This is a genomic window from Legionella sp. JM-2024 (genome assembly GCF_055389095.1).
Window position 1 is genome coordinate 3,381,863 of record NZ_AP039388.1, and the last position, 16,222, is coordinate 3,398,084.

Below are 16,222 nucleotides of genomic sequence, written 5' to 3' on the forward strand. Positions count from 1 at the left end.
ACTGATATAATAAATATATCAATTAAAAATTAAGAAAAGATGACGTCGGTAATTCTTTCTTGCTAATTAGGCCTAAGTTCAACTATATTCTTAAGTATAATAAATAAAATAAAACATGATGGTTAAAAAAGCTCTATATTTAGCCGGTGGTGGTGCTCGTGGTGCTTATCAAGCCGGAGTACTCAAAGCAATCGGTCATATTCTTCAAACAAAGACTCTGCCTTTCAACTTAGTAAGTGGCGTCAGTGTAGGGAGTATTAATGCTGCTGTTCTCGCTGAAAATGCTAATGATTTCCCTGCTGCTCTGGATAAGCTGGAAGCTATTTGGAGTGAGATTCATTGCCAACAAATCTATAAAGCAAGCAATTATGAATTAAGTAAATCGGTCATGCGTAATCTAAGTACCTTGATTATCAAACAACGTCAATCAGGACATTTGCTTGATACAACTCCATTAAGGCAATTTCTAGATGAAAGCATTGATTTTACTCGAATTGAGCAAAATATAGATGAAGGATATCTGGATTCCTTTGAGGTTCTAAGTGCCTGTTATGAAACACATCAAACTATCTCATTCTATGCTCACAACCAATCAGAATTTGAAGATTGGAATTATCCAAGACATAGCAGTCAACGTGCAATTATCAAGGCTCAACATATTTTAGCATCAAGTGCCTTACCTCTTTTTTTTCCTCCTGTAAGTCTGAATGGATTTCATTATGGTGATGGAAGCATAGGCTTAGTCGCCCCTCTTCGTGGCGCCATTCGATTTCAAGTCGATAGAATTCTTATTTTAGGCACCAGAGAATTACCAGAATTTACTGATCCAGAAACCTTGCGTAACGGTGAAATTGCATTTGCACATATTTTAGGAAACATGATGAATGGACTCTTTTTGGATAATCTGGATAGGGACATTGAAATGGTCAATCGTATGAATGAAATAGCTACCCTCCTATCTATGTGGAAAAAACGACGCTCTCCCTGGAGACCTATTTCAACATTGCATTTACGTCCAAGCAGGGCAATGGCTTCAGTAGCACAAAACCATTATACCAGCATGCCCGTACTTCTTCGATTTCTATTAAATATTATGGGGGCCAGAAGTCATTCAGGAGACTTGCTTAGTTTTTTACTCTTTGAAAAAGAATTTACCCGTGAATTGTTAGAACTAGGTTATCAAGATACAATTGCTGCAGCGGCCGAGGTAAGCGCTTTTTTTGATTAACGAGAGTCCTATATAAAAAGCACGCGACGGCTTTTATAGGTAACCAGCCTCAAAATAACCGCAATTGCTCTAATATTTCTTTAGTGGACGGCATGACGCCATTCCAAATATGGAATGCTTCAGCAGCTTGCTCTACTAGCATACCTAATCCATCGACAGCATCACACCCCATGCTACGAGCATACTCAACAAAAGGTGTGATTGTTTTTTGGCTATAAGCCAAATCATAGCAAAATGGCTTTTGTGACAACATCTCCGCAGGGAATAAAATCAAATTACCTGATAAACTCGCTGAAGTCGCATTGATGATTAAATCAAATGCTCCTGATAATTCATCAAACCTTGCGACACTAATTTGAGGAAATTGACGCTGTAGCTCCTCTGCTCTTTCCAATGTACGATTAGCAATAGTTACCTTTAAAGGTCTGCTTTCTAATAAAGGAGAAATAATCCCTCGTGCCGCTCCACCAGCACCTAGCACCAAAATGTTTCTACCTTTTAACTCAATAAATCGAGCTAAATCACGTATCAAGCCAATACCATCTGTATTATCAGCATGTAATTGATTTTCTTGCATCCAAAGAGTATTAGCTGCACCAGCTGAGGCACATCGCCGGGTATGTACCTTAGCCAGATTATATGCTCGTTGTTTATATGGCAGAGTAACATTTAGACCCTTGCCATATTGAATAAAAAAATCCGATACTTGCTGTTCAAACTCAATATCATTCCCCAGTATTTTTTCATAAATCAAATCGATTTGGGTTTCTTGAGCAAACAATTGATGAATGGCTGGAGATAAACTATGTGCAATTGGATTACCTATCACTGCAAAACGACTAAGCACAAAACCCTCCTTTACCATTTGTCTTCTTAATATTCAAATTATTTATTTCTCTTCACTTGCCAAGCACTTATCCACAACCTCACGCAAGTCACGTGACAAATCCAGTTTCGCAAGTTGACTCAACTGATTTTTTATTAACTTTTGTCTTGGCTCATCAAAACTTTGCCAACGGGTAAAAGGGGTCGCAAGCCTCGCAGTGACCTGAGGATTTATTTTATCCAATTTAACCAATATATCACCTAAAAAAGCATATCCGCTGCCGTCTAGAGCATGAAAATTTCGAGGGTTTGCCATGCAGAAAGCACCAACTACTGATCGAACTTTATTTGGATTTTTAATGCTAAAAGCGGGATGTTGAGTTAACTCTTTTACATGACTCAATGTCTCAGGTAACTCACAAGTAGCCTGCATAGCAAACCACTTATCCAGAACCAGTTCATCATGAGACCACTGCTTGTAAAATCCTTCTATCGCTTCACCCCTATAAGATTCACTAGAACAATTCACTAACAAATTACAACTGGCAATTTGATCTGTCATAGTACGAGAAGTTTTAAATTGTTCCAGGCATACTTCTAAAGCGTCAGTCTCTTTCGCTTTCATCATTAACCATAAACAAACATTTCTTAATTTTCTTCGCCCATAAGCTTGACCATGCATGCGATGATCCTCTGCCTCCCATAATGTTTTATAAACATGGAATACCTTTTCATATAAACCTAAACCCAATTGTTGACGAAAATGATCCCGAACTTTCTCAACTTTGCTCACATCAACCAATTTCAGAGTGGCTGCAATCTCCTCAAATCCTGGAGGAGTAAGCAATTCAGCCCGCAAATCCATATCCAGTGACTCGTCAAACAGAACATGCTGAAAAGCAGAAATGAGTGCATTCGGCACTTGCCATGTGCTCGCAGGTGATTTCAAATTTTCATTCAGACAGTTAAGAACCAAGCGTTGTGCTGCATCCCATTTGGCATACCCATCCGTTTCATATCGTAATAAAAATAACAAATCATCCTGATTGAGATCATCGTAAATTTTTACGGGCGCTGAAAACTCTCTCAATAATGACAAAACAGGTTTTTCATTGAGTCCAGAAAAGATAAAGCGTTGCTCACTCTCTTTTAATTCCAGAAGCTCATTTTCTATAGGAATCATTTCACCTTTCAAATCAAATAAAGCAATACGAACTGGTATATGAAACGGTTTTTTATCATGACATTCAGGTGTCGGGGGACAACTTTGCTGCATAATAACTTCCATCCGCCCCTCTGAAAAATGGCTCTCCACCTGTATTTCAGGAGTTCCGGCTTGACTGTACCATAATTTAAATTGTGTTAAATCGACTCCGTTGGCATCTTCCATGGCAGCAACAAAATCATCAATTGTTACGGCATGGCCATCATGACGTTTAAAATAGAGATCCATGCCTCGTCTAAATTTTTCTTTTCCTAGCAAAGTATGTTGCATTCGAATAACTTCTGCACCTTTGTTATACACTGTTGCCGTATAGAAATTATTAATTTCCTGATAGGATTCAGGTCTTACAGGATGCGCCATGCTTCCTGCATCCTCTGGAAATTGCGCAGTACGTAATACTTTAACATCCATAATTCGATTAACATCGCGAGAGTTCATGTCTCGAGAAAACTCCTGATCTCTGAATACAGTCAACCCTTCTTTTAAACTCAATTGAAACCAATCACGGCAAGTCACTCGATTTCCAGTCCAGTTGTGAAAATATTCATGGCCTACGACACCTTCAACATCTGCAAAATCTTGATCAGTGGCTGTATCAGGACGAGCAAGAATATATTTGGAATTAAATATATTTAATCCTTTGTTTTCCATTGCACCCATATTGAAATCGCTTACAGCGACTATCATATAAATATCTAAATCGTATTCGCGACCATAAACCTCTTCGTCCCACTTCATGGCTTTTTTTAATGATTCCATCGCATGTGAGCACTTATCTTCATTCCCTGGTTCAACATAAATACGTAAATCAACAGTTCTCCCGGAACAAGTGACAAAATTATCTTTAACACAAGCTAAATCACCTGCTACCAAAGCAAATAAATAAGATGGTTTTTTGAAAGGGTCTTCCCAAACTACCCAATGACGACCATCATGACTTTCTCCCGCCTCCAATAAATTACCGTTTGACAATAAAATTGGATATTGCTTTTTATCAGCAGTAATTCGTGTGGTGAAAGTTGCCAATACATCCGGCCTGTCAAGATAATAAGTAATTCGTCTGAATCCTTCTGCTTCACATTGAGTACAAAACAAATGGTTTGAGCGATAAAGTCCTGATAACTGTGTATTTTCTTGTGGTTTAATGCGAGTCACAATGTTAAGAACTATCTCATTAGGGCATTGCTCTATAATAAGGGTATCCTTAGTCAAAACATACTCAGACACCTCTAATTGCCGACCATTTAAGGTCAATAAAATCAATTCCAGTTCTTCACCATACAAATGCAATGCACCATCTTTTTGACGTGTCAACTTAAGAGTACTATTTACCAAAGCATGGTCATCGTATAAATCAAAATTTAACTCTACTGTCTCAACTGTGAAAGAAGGAGCTTGATAATTCTTCAAATAAATGGTTGTGTCTGGCATAGTCATTGCTTTCCTATAAAAAAAACCAATAAGTTTAATTGATTTATGTATTTAATTAAGTGGTTAGTCTACTATACTATGAATTAAAAGAAGCAATTTTTGCTTTTATCAGGAAAAATAAAAAGAATCACATTATATCCTTCTCAGGGTTAAGTAAAAGGGGATGGCGCATGAATACACAAGATTTTTTAGCGGGTTATACCAAACGATTTGTTGATAACAAGGAAGAAGACTTGAGTTTGGATGAGTATCTGGAGTTGTGCAAAACGGACCCGACAGCTTATGCCAACCCAGCAGAACGTTTGCTTATGGCTATTGGTGAACCAGAACTAATTGATACTCGACATGATCCTGTTTTGTCACGTATCTTCTCAAATAAAGTAATCCATCATTATGAAGTATTTACAGAGTTTTATGGGATGGAAGAGCCTATAGAACAAATTGTTGGCTTTTTGAAACATGCCGCTCAAGGTTTAGAAGAAACAAAACAGGTATTATATCTCTTAGGCCCTGTTGGTGGTGGTAAATCATCAATTGCAGAAAAATTGAAAGACTTGATGGAAAGAATACCTTTTTATGCAATAAAAGGTTCCCCGGTATTCGAGTCCCCCCTGTCTTTATTTAATCCCCTGGAGGATGGTGAATTGCTCAGAGAACGTTTTGGAATCCCAACACGTTATTTGCGCTATTTAATGTCACCCTGGGCTGTTAAACGATTACAAGAATATAACGGCGACATTAGTAAGTTTCGAGTTGTTAAAGTCAAACCGTCTCGCCTCAAGCAAATTGCAGTTGCTAAAACAGAACCAGGTGATGAAAATAATCAGGATATTTCTTCTTTGGTTGGTAAAGTAGACATTCGTAAATTGGAAGAATTTTCCCAGGATGATCCTGATGCCTACAGCTATTCTGGTGGCTTGTGTCGAGCTAACCGAGGACTTCTGGAATTCGTTGAAATGTTTAAAGCACCGATCAAAGTTCTTCATCCCTTATTGACTGCCACCCAGGAAGGAAATTACAACGCCACAGAAGGATTGTCAGCCATACCTTTTGAAGGAATTATATTGGCACACTCCAATGAATCAGAATGGCAATCCTTTAGAAACAACAAAAATAATGAAGCATTTATAGATCGAATAAACATAGTAAAAGTACCTTATTGTCTGCGGGTTTCTGAAGAAATAAAAATCTATCAAAAACTAATCGATAACAGTTCTTTAGCCAAGGCTCCTTGCGCACCCGGCACCTTGGATATGTTAGCTCAATTTTCAGTATTAACTCGTTTAAAAGAACCTCAAAACTCCAGTATCTACTCAAAAATGCGTGTCTATAACGGAGAGAGTTTAAAGGACACTGATCCTAAAGCAAAATCTTACCAGGAATATCGCGATTTTGCTGGGGTTGATGAAGGTATGAGCGGTATCTCCACACGATTTTCCTTTAAAATCCTGTCTAAAGTATTCAATTTTGATCATGCTGAAGTCGCAGCCAATCCGGTTCATTTAATGTATGTATTGGAGCGTCAAATTGAACAAGAGCAATTACCTCAGGAATTGCATGAAACCTATCTGAATTTTATTAAAGAATATCTGGCTACCAAATACGTAGATTTTATAGGCAAAGAAATTCAAACAGCCTATCTGGAATCTTATTCTGAGTATGGGCAAAACATATTTGATCGTTATATTACCTATGCCGATTTCTGGATTCAGGATCAGGATTACAGAGATCCAGATACAGGAGAGATATTTGACAGAGCCCTCTTAAATCTGGAACTGGAAAAAATTGAAAAACCGGCAGGTATCTCTAATCCTAAAGATTTCCGTAATGAAGTAGTCAATTTTGTACTACGGGCACGAGCAAATAACAGAGGTAAAAATCCTGTCTGGAATAGTTACGAAAAATTGAAATCGGTCATTGAGAAAAAAATGTTTACCAATACCGAAGACTTGTTACCTGTTATCTCTTTCAATGCCAAAGCGTCTGAAGAAGACAAGAAAAAACATGAAGAGTTTATCTCTCGAATGGTGGAAAAAGGCTACACACGAAAACAAGTTCGGTTACTTTGTGAATGGTACTTGAGAGTTAGGAAGTCACAATAATAGTATAAGCCATAACGCCATGCGTTATGAAAATAGTCAAGGTTATAGTGACTGCTAAAGGAATAGCGTAGGTAACAAAAGTTGGACACAACTTGGCCTTGACTCAAAGAATACTGACCTTGTAGAAGGTGTGGAGCTAACAATTATGTCGCAATTAATTGATAGACGACAAAATGCCGGGAAAAAAAGTACGGTTAATCGCCAACGCTTTTTACGCCGTTATAAAAATCAAATTAAACGGGCTGTTTCTGATGCCGTGGGAAAACGTAGTATCACGGAAATAGATCAGGGTGAACAAATTACTATCCCAGCCAAAGACATTTCTGAACCTCAATTTCACAGAGGCCATGGTGGACATATCGAACGAATATTGCCAGGAAATGATAACTTCATCACCGGAGATAGAATAAAGAGGCCAGGTGGCGGTGGTGCTGGAGGGGAAGGAAGTAATGCCAGCGATAGCGGTGAAGGCGAAGACAATTTTGTTTTTGAATTATCTCGCGAAGAATTTTTAGAACTTTATTTTGAAGATCTTGAACTGCCTGATTTAGTCAAAAAAGAATTGGCGAGAATCAGCACTTATAAAACCGTAAGAGCCGGTGTAACTACCAGTGGAATACCAAATAATATCAATGTCCTTCGCTCAATGAAACAAGCTACAGGGCGTCGTGTGGCCTTAGCCTCTCCTTATAAAAAACAGTTGAAGGAAGCTGAAGAAGAACTTGAGCGCCTGAAGCAATTGGCAAATCCAGATAAAATGGCCATTTTAAAGCTGGAAAGAGACATTGAGTTTTTTAAAAAAAAGATACAAACCGTACCATTTATAGACACCATTGATCTTCGTTATAATCATCGCGTACGAGTGCCATCTCCCTCTACACAGGCAGTGATGTTTTGTGTAATGGATGTATCAGGATCCATGGATGAAGCGAAAAAAGACATAGCCAAGCGCTTTTTTATCTTACTTTATATGTTTCTTACAAAAAATTACGAAAAAATTGAATTGGTTTTTATTCGTCATCACACATCAGCAAAGGAAGTCAACGAAGAAGAATTTTTTTATTCACGCGAGACTGGAGGGACCGTTGTTTCGAGCGCTCTTGAATTATTAAATACCATCATTGAGACACGCTACCCTCCCCAAGCATGGAACATTTATGTTGCTCAAGCATCAGATGGTGATAACTGGAATGCAGATTCCCCTTATTGTCAGGAATTGCTGCAGGAAAGGATTATGCCTTTATTGCAATATTTTGCATATATTGAAATCATGCCTCGCCATCATCAAAGTCTGTGGGAAGTATATCAACAAATCAAAGAACATTATTCTAATTTTGCAATGGAAAACATTGATAATGTTGCTGATATTTATCCCGTATTTCGCGAATTATTTAAGAGGAAAACGGTATGAAGAAAAAGCCTATATCAACTGGTGTAGAATGGACTTTCGAGTTAATACAGGCCTATGATCGCGAAATTGCACGTATTGCCAAAAGCTTTAATTTGGATACCTACCCGAATCAGATAGAGGTTATCACTGCAGAACAAATGATGGATGCTTACTCTTCGGTGGGCATGCCCATCGGCTATCATCATTGGTCTTTTGGAAAACACTTTGTCAGTGTTGAAAAAAGTTACAAGCGAGGGCAAATGGGATTGGCCTATGAACTTGTAATTAACTCCAACCCCTGTATTTCTTATTTGATGGAAGAAAATACCATTGCCATGCAAGCATTAGTCATTGCTCACGCGTGCTATGGACATAATTCTTTTTTTAAAAACAACTACTTATTCAAAATGTGGACCTCCGCTGATGCCATTATTGATTATTTAGTGTTCGCTAAAAAATACATTAGTGATTGTGAGGAACGTCATGGCATAGATGCGGTAGAATCTATATTAGACGCTTGCCATTCCCTTATGAATTATGGAGTTGATCGTTATAAGCATCCGACACCCTTATCCATTCAGGAAGAAAAGATACGTCAACAAAATCGTGAAGTATACATGCAATCACAGGTTAACGAATTATGGCGTACTATACCTTTTAGTAAGCAAGTCGATAAAAATGGACAAAAAAAACGCTTCCCCGAAGAACCTCAAGAAAATATTTTATACTTTATCGAAAAGAATGCCCCCTTATTAGAACCATGGCAAAGAGAAATAGTACGAATTGTAAGAAAACTGGCTCAATACTTTTATCCTCAAGGACAAACCAAAGTCATGAATGAAGGATGGGCTTGTTTCTGGCACTATACTATCTTGCATGCTTTATATGATGAAGGATTGGTAACTGATGAATTTATGCTAGAAGTGTTGCAAAGTCATACCAATGTTATTATGCAACCTCCTTACAACAGTCCTTATTATAGCGGCATAAACCCATATACTCTTGGTTATCACATGATGCAAGACATCAAACGAATTTGTGAGAATCCTACTGACGAAGACAAAAAATGGTTCCCATATCTTGCCAATACAGATTGGCTAACCAGTCTTGATACAGCCATGCGCAACTACAAGGATGAAAGCTTTATCGCTCAATATTTATCTCCAAAATTAATACGCGATTTAAAATTATTTCATATTGTTGATGACGATAGAAATCCAGAATTATATGTGAATGCCATTCATGATGATTCAGGCTACCAGAAAATAAGAGAGGCATTATCAAGACAATATAATCTAGGGTACCTGGAGCCTGATATTCAAGTCTATTCTGTGGACTTACAAGGAAATCGCTCTTTGACCCTAAGATATTCACAGCAAAGCAGAGTTCCGCTTGGAAATACTACCAATGAAGTGTTAAAACACTTGCATTCCTTATGGCAATTTCCAGTCATTTTACAGGCCGTGGATACTGAAAATAAAATCATTGAGGAATTTAGTTGCCCGCCTGTTACGGATAATAAAACGAGCACTAACGAAATGTAATTAGCTATCCAATGATAGCCTATAATAACTTCGAATGTACACTTGTTGATAATTCCGAATTATTTAATAGATAGCTTTCGTGAAGGATGTGGTGACTATAAATATCTTGATAAAAATCCGTTGTTTGGGAAGCTCTTCCTGTTCGTGGGTTATCTATGGCTTCTTTTGCTTTCTCAATAATTTGTGCATAGGCGGCTTTAGGCTGTAACTTATTGCTTTCAACATCTTCAATTAAATTAAGGATATCGTTTACTCGATGTGGTAAACGTTTGTCCCCATGCATTACTCCACCTTTAAATAAAAAATAATTTCCTACCTTCCATTCTGTCACCAGAATATGCTCTTTCAGCTGTTCTAATCGAATCATTAAATCTTTGTTTTCTACTGGTTCAGGAACTGCTGCGCCAGTTGCAAGGTTTTTATGGAATGCATCTATAGTTTCTTTACTTGCTTTAGTTAACTCAATTGGCCTTACACCTTTCATAAATTGTTCTGGGGTAATTTCAGGGAATTGTTGTTGATAGTAAAATAATGGCATAATTCTAAAGCCTTTCCCCAAGAACCCTCTATAATCTTCTTCTTTTTTGGCTTCAGTAAAATATTTTTCCGCCGCGCTTTTTATAACCATCCAAATTTGCTTTACTGGATCCGGAATCATGTAATCTGCCAATGTCTTATTTTTACCTTTTACTTCTTCGTCATAAAAGTGAAGGAAGTTGTCCTGATCAAGTTTAGTAATATAAGCAAGTATTAATTGTCCTATCAGACGGTTACCTGTTCGGATGGGATCACTGGATTCGATGAAAAGCTCCAGTGCCATCAAATCATTAATAATTCTGAGGGTTTCTTCGTGTGAAGCCATATCTATTATTTTAATAGCCAGCTTCTGCTTCTCTTCACTACTCATCTTTGCGGTATCGTTGTATTCGTCTTGCGCTAATCCTACGTTTAACAAATACAAATGAGGAACATCAGAATCCTTTAACGATTGAATTACTTTCTTAGTCATGATAACCATCAACTCTGTTAAATAATATCAAGTATATATGGTCACTATTAAGACATTATTAAGTGAAAATAAAAGATGTTATCAATTGGGAGAAAGCAGGAAGAAAACAAATGTGTATAAAATACCATAAACCAAGAAAATAATTGCTTCCCCGAAAAAAACATCCAGGGAAGCATAAAAACTTACTCAGAAGCTAATTCAATCGCAAAAGCTACTGCTAATTTAGAAAAATTGGTCATATGTTCCAAATTCATTAAATCCATTTTATCAGAAGAGGTATGAATATAAGGGTTATGATCAGCGAAGCTGGTTTCACATGGGAAAGCTGCTGGGATATCCTCCTCATTCCAAGAAGCATGATCGCTGCAACCATAGCCACATCGTGAATAATCCACTGGGACATGAATATAATGATCAATTAATTTGGCTACATAATTACTTAAATTTCTGTCCGTGTAATCAGTAAATACCCACATGGTTGGATCATTTGCATCATTACGATAGCCTGTCATGTCAAATTGAACAACGGCCTTTACCGGAATTGATTGCTCCTGAAAGTGTTCTACTACATGTTGAGAACCGACCAGACCCCTCTCTTCCGCGGCGTACCAAATGAAATATATGGGACGTTTAAAAGTAGTTTTGGACGACAATAAGACTCTTGCCGCTTCCATAACACTGGATGAACCGCTGCCATCATCACCAGCACCAGGCATACGACCATCAAGTGTATCCATGTGAGCGCCAATAACAACAGCAGGTGCTTGAATATCCTTTCCTATCACGGTAACTAATGAAGGTTGTTTATACCACCCTGTTTTTACAAAAAAAGTTGAAGTATCAGTACGTCCATACTCAACTGACATCTCTTCAAATCTGGATTTCAACCAATTTGCGGCTTCAACTCCAGTGTCTTTAGTGGCAGAGCGATTATAGTAGGAAGTTAAATGTGTCAGAGTTTGCCATATATTATCAGCAACGACTTCTTTTAATGCTGTATTGACTTCTTCTTCATGTTTAATTTCATAAACATCATTTCGAAGTTTAAATATACCGAACGGCTTAATTAATTTTTTTTGAAGTAATTGTTGAGCCGATTGCTGTTTAGTCTCTTGCAATGTGCCTGTTAGCTTATGGCTTACATTCACAAAATGACCACAGTTTACCTTATCTGCAAGAAGAGTGAGATTTTCTACATCAGCTGACAGTACATCAATAATCTTAAATTCTTTATTCTCTGCTAGAACTGTATGAGGTACGGTTAGTTTTGCAGCAAGGCATTGTGGAACTTGCAATTGTTCATGAACCGGGGCAGGGCTTGCAAAACTTGAATTACTAGTGAGTATTAATCCTGATGCGATACAGGTCATCCATTGGTTAAAACGCATATCCTCTCCTAAGTTAATTTAAATCGTTTTTGATACTACCTGATGAAACGAATATTGCAAACAAACTTTATTGCTGAATTGAAACAAAAAAATAAAAAATGTTAATCGACCATCAATGCTATTGATAATCATTTTCATTTGGTATAAAGTTTTGCATTACGTATTGATGAGCAAATATACTACAATGAATATAAAAAATATACCTATCAACCCCAAAAAAATTCCTTATTATCTGCTTCTCCTTCTACTTACCATGGGTGCAAGCCTAATTCTTGGCTTTTTAAGCTTTAGCGGAATGTACGCTCTTTTACCTGCTCTGCCGTTAGCTTTTGCAGCTTTTGCATTGTCTGTTACTTATGAAGGTGAAATCTATTTACAAAATATAAAGGGCGCACTTAATAAACTTTTTAAATTTAACTACCTGAAAAATCACCTGGCCAAAGAATACTTATTGGCCCATTTCCCTGACACCAAAGAAGAAAACTGCCCACAATTTTTCAAGGATTATAAAAGACAACTGAACCTGTTGAGTGAATTCGGACATAAGGAATTAAATAGCGACAGTAAAAAAAGAAAAAAACAAATTGAAAAAACGCTTTCGGATATGGAAAAGTGGTTTGCCTTACAATTATTTAAAGAAAAAAAGAATCCCACTATTAAAGAATCCAAATACACGAAAGACCTGCTTGATTGGCTCGCCTCACATGAACAGAGTAAGTGGATACAGCAATGGGAAAAGCGCCGTTTTCAATTTAACATCGTCAAAGGTTTCAGCATTGTTGCCGGTCTATTCATGGGGCTGGGAAGCACCTATCTCATTGTTGAAGCCTTCACAGTAATCCCATTTTTTGCAGCCATTCCATTCACATTTTGGCCAATTCTAATCCTTCCAATGGCAGTCATTGCTGGGGCAGCCTATGGAATGCTGACCTATAATGCCGTCACGGATATGATCAACAATAACACCATTATCAAATGGTATAACAAAATTCGTAATGACTTAAGTCAAGGCTTAACAATACGTAATGTTTTCATAGCAACTACAGCAGTTTTTCTTGTTGGGCTAGCTATAGCACTCACTATTTGTACCGCGGGAACATGGTGGACCATAGCTACAAATGCTCGTCCTTTATTTGACTGGATGAAAAAAATGCCCAGTTTTATTATGGGTGTTATCAATCCCATCATAACTGGTGCTTCTGCCATATTTTTTAACATACAAAATTCCGCTGAATCACTGGAAATGGTCGATGAGGCAACACATAGCAATAAAAATATATTCCAAACAATTTACGACGCAATCACCAGTGGATATCAACACTTACGTGAAACGGAAAATTGGTTACAAATATTTAACCCTTTTCGCATCATTTTAAAGTTAACGCTTACCCCACTACGAATTCTTCTGTTTATGGGGCATTTGATTAGTGTTGCAGTAACAGCAGATCGCATGCCTGGGGTACCTCAAATTCTTTCCGCTCTCATTGCCATTATTAGTGAAGGCTTTGAAGATGCTCACTATTTTGTAGGACACGGCCATGGAGAGGAAAATGATGAAGAACATGGACACCATAACCATCACAATTTTGGGCAACTCTTAAAAGAAAGACTAGATCCTGATTCAGGCCATGAGCATAATATGGATATTCCTACCTGGCTCCTGAAAACTATCGCTTCACCAATATATGGCTTGGCAGCACTCTGGGACTTTTCGTTCAGTCAATTGAATCAACCTGAAACAAAAGATTTACCATCTAACAAAAAACCTCAAGTTTTAACTCTTAAGGAAGCCTGGAATAAACAATGGGGAATTGCAAAAGAAAGTAACGTTGAGATAAACCCAAATGCCAAGCGCCCCTCAAAAGAATGGCGAATTGAACATGCTGTTACACAAATAGAAAAATTTGAAAGAAAGCATCTTAAAGAAGTAGTTGTTGGCCGTGAATTAGCAGATAAAAAGATCTTTGCGCTTAATCAATTAAAAGAAAAAATACGCTATCCTGAACATGGCGACACATTGAGTGATACTCTGGAAAAAGCTAAAAAACAATCAGTCTACAATCAACATCGACTATTCGGACAAAAAGGTGAAAAAACCTGTACTCAAAACTTTATTGAAGAACTACCCGAGCGTATCAACATACCTGTCTGTAAATAATAGCCCCAGACAGGTTTTTGATCCAGAAACAAAGAAGCCGGGATTTGACTCTATTAAAGTTCTTATAGCCCATGGTTAGAATTTATTGGTTGTTTTATTAAGACTGATAATACACTGCAGCTATACGTGTTAACTGCGAGACAAAATATCGGGCTATAAGACAAAGCCCGATATTTTCATATTACTAATAAAAAGAATTTCTTGAAATGACTTCATCATGACATTGCTGAACATACAATATTAGACCTTGATCCTGAGAACAATCTTTAGGAGTTTGGCTACTTTTATCATGAATATCTATAGAAGCGCCTGCCTCTATCAGCATTTTAATCATTGCTCTGTCACCAAGACTGACAGCCATATGCAGGGGTGTTCTACCTTCTTTATCTTGCTCATCCAGAATAGCACCCGCTTTTACTAAAGCACGTGCACAATCTAAATGCTTGCTAACAACAGCCCAATGCAATGCTGTGCGCTCTAAATTTGAATCCTTTTTATTTAGATCAACCGTCGGCATGGATTTAATCAATACCTTCAGTTCAAATAATCGCCCCCAGGCAGCAGCTCTTCTTAAAGCTTGATCATGAACTGGACTACCAAGCTCACCCTTTTTACGTAACGAAGCACAAACAGTAGCTAATTGAATTTGGTCGTTAGTGCTTCGTGAACCACTTATAAAGCCTAGAAGTTTTGTCGAGATCTTTCCGCTTGATTGGTCAATAATGGTTTGGTTTGTACTAACCAATCTTGAACTTACGGAAGACATTTCCAAGAGATCATGGGTTCGTTGCATATCTGTCTTATTAAGTGGTTTGCTTGTAAATAACAAGTTGGACAGTTCCATAATCAACTGTGGCATAGCTCCAAACAAGGAGTTGTCGCTTGAAACAATGGATTTTACTGCGATAAGGTAAGCCGCTACAAATTCGGCATTGCTAGACATGTCTTGATAATAAGGCAGCTTATTATCTCGCATCGCTTCCAAAGTACTCGTGACCCCTGTTGTTAAAACCAAAGGACCCTCTGTGTTTGCGATTGATCTACGCATCACTCCATTAGGTAATGACTGATGATATTGAATTTGCGGAAAAGACTTTGAGGTCATCAAAGTAGTATCCAGCCCATAAGCTTGTTGAATTTCGGTTTTTTTGCCACTGAAATCTCCTACAAGAATATATTGATCATGGCCAGTCAACTTAATATACTGCGCTATCAATTTGTAATCTTTCGAACTATCTATTGCATTAACATACATAAAACCATATTGGCCTGAGGGAACCATTTGCTTTTGTGTCTGACTTAATTCAGGCAAATCCTCTGATTTGGTAATTGTGGGTAATCCTAGCCTGTCAATACCAAAACCGGAACTACCAATCAGCATATCGTTATCATCGAAATAATCATAGACGCCAGGTTGATCCTTCTTAACTTGCATACGGTATAGAGTTTGTATGAATAGGTCCGAATAGGCCTGTTGGTTTACATTCCCCACAAATAAAAATTTACTGTCAGGAGAAAGCACTCGTTTTACAATATCCCCTGGTGAATGCTTACAGCGATTTGCATCAATAAAAGCTATAACAGTATTTTCCACAGAGTCAAACTCTTCCAGAGAAGAAAGGCCAATACTAGTACCTTCCACGTCTACACGGTCAGGCCCATCTCTACCATACAAACTTTCAAATTTGCTAACTCCATCAAGCGTACTTACTAAAATAACATCGATATCATATATCGACTGACTAGTGAGCTCGCGCATAATATCCTTTGCGATATTTCCAGCAAAAGTAAAATCTCCTTTTGCTTTTGGATTATGACAATTGGCATGAACCAGAATAACTTTTCCCATAATAATACCTTTGGTCTAATTATTAATGGGAAATATTTTAAAGCAACAATATTAACAAAATATTAACGATTTG

General features: G+C 37.6%; 10 protein-coding genes. 5 read left to right on the plus strand and 5 right to left on the minus strand.

The genetic code is table 11. The features are described from left to right. Nucleotides 1–115: 115 nt before the first annotated feature. Nucleotides 116–1,228, plus strand: coding sequence for a patatin-like phospholipase family protein (locus ACZ5EK_RS14805; protein WP_464430464.1), 1,113 nt, complete (start codon nt 116–118; stop codon nt 1,226–1,228). Nucleotides 1,229–1,277: 49 nt separating this feature from the next. Here ACZ5EK_RS14805 and aroE read toward each other — a convergent pair whose 3' ends face one another. Further along, nucleotides 1,278–2,075, minus strand: coding sequence for a shikimate dehydrogenase (gene aroE / locus ACZ5EK_RS14810; RefSeq protein ID WP_464430465.1), 798 nt, complete (start codon nt 2,073–2,075; stop codon nt 1,278–1,280). Between the two features lie 42 nt (nt 2,076–2,117). Continuing rightward, on the minus strand, nt 2,118–4,709 hold the full coding sequence (gene pepN / locus ACZ5EK_RS14815) for an aminopeptidase N (RefSeq protein ID WP_464432510.1): 2,592 nt from the start codon (nt 4,707–4,709) through the stop codon (nt 2,118–2,120). 170 nt (nt 4,710–4,879) lie between these two features. Between pepN and ACZ5EK_RS14820 the strand changes: the two genes are divergently transcribed. The 3 genes from ACZ5EK_RS14820 (at nt 4,880) to ACZ5EK_RS14830 (ending at nt 9,745) form a co-directional block, all read left to right on the plus strand. Further along, nucleotides 4,880–6,811 (plus strand): PrkA family serine protein kinase, encoded by a 1,932-nt coding sequence (locus ACZ5EK_RS14820; RefSeq protein ID WP_464425572.1) that lies wholly within the window; start codon nt 4,880–4,882, stop codon nt 6,809–6,811. Between the two features lie 145 nt (nt 6,812–6,956). Beyond that, on the plus strand, nt 6,957–8,222 hold the full coding sequence (locus ACZ5EK_RS14825; protein ID WP_464430466.1) for a YeaH/YhbH family protein: 1,266 nt from the start codon (nt 6,957–6,959) through the stop codon (nt 8,220–8,222). Beyond that, entirely contained in the window at nt 8,219–9,745 is a 1,527-nt protein-coding gene (locus tag ACZ5EK_RS14830) for a SpoVR family protein (protein ID WP_464430468.1), read from the plus strand. Before ACZ5EK_RS14825 ends, ACZ5EK_RS14830 begins: the two co-directional genes overlap by 4 nt. Before the next feature lie 19 nt (nt 9,746–9,764). On the opposite strand, the gene ACZ5EK_RS14835 is transcribed toward ACZ5EK_RS14830, so the two are convergent. Together ACZ5EK_RS14835 and lapA are read right to left on the minus strand one after the other, a co-directional pair. Continuing rightward, complete coding sequence (locus ACZ5EK_RS14835; RefSeq protein ID WP_464430469.1) at nt 9,765–10,754, minus strand: hypothetical protein; 990 nt, start codon at nt 10,752–10,754, stop codon at nt 9,765–9,767. A 182-nt stretch (nt 10,755–10,936) separates the two neighbouring features. Further along, the gene (lapA, locus tag ACZ5EK_RS14840) at nt 10,937–12,142 is read right to left on the minus strand and encodes an aminopeptidase LapA (protein WP_464430472.1); all 1,206 of its coding nucleotides are present in this window, start codon (nt 12,140–12,142) and stop codon (nt 10,937–10,939) included. A 184-nt stretch (nt 12,143–12,326) separates the two neighbouring features. Here lapA and iroT point away from each other — a divergent pair, with 184 nt between their 5' ends. Continuing rightward, nucleotides 12,327–14,300, plus strand: a complete 1,974-nt coding sequence (gene iroT, locus ACZ5EK_RS14845) for a T4SS effector ferrous iron transporter IroT/MavN (protein WP_464430473.1) — start codon at nt 12,327–12,329, stop codon at nt 14,298–14,300. 184 nt (nt 14,301–14,484) lie between these two features. Here the strand turns inward: iroT and ankY are convergent, their stop codons facing one another. Next, on the minus strand, nt 14,485–16,149 hold the full coding sequence (gene ankY, locus ACZ5EK_RS14850; RefSeq protein ID WP_464430474.1) for a Dot/Icm T4SS effector AnkY/LegA9: 1,665 nt from the start codon (nt 16,147–16,149) through the stop codon (nt 14,485–14,487). Between the last annotated feature and the right edge of the window lie 73 nt (nt 16,150–16,222).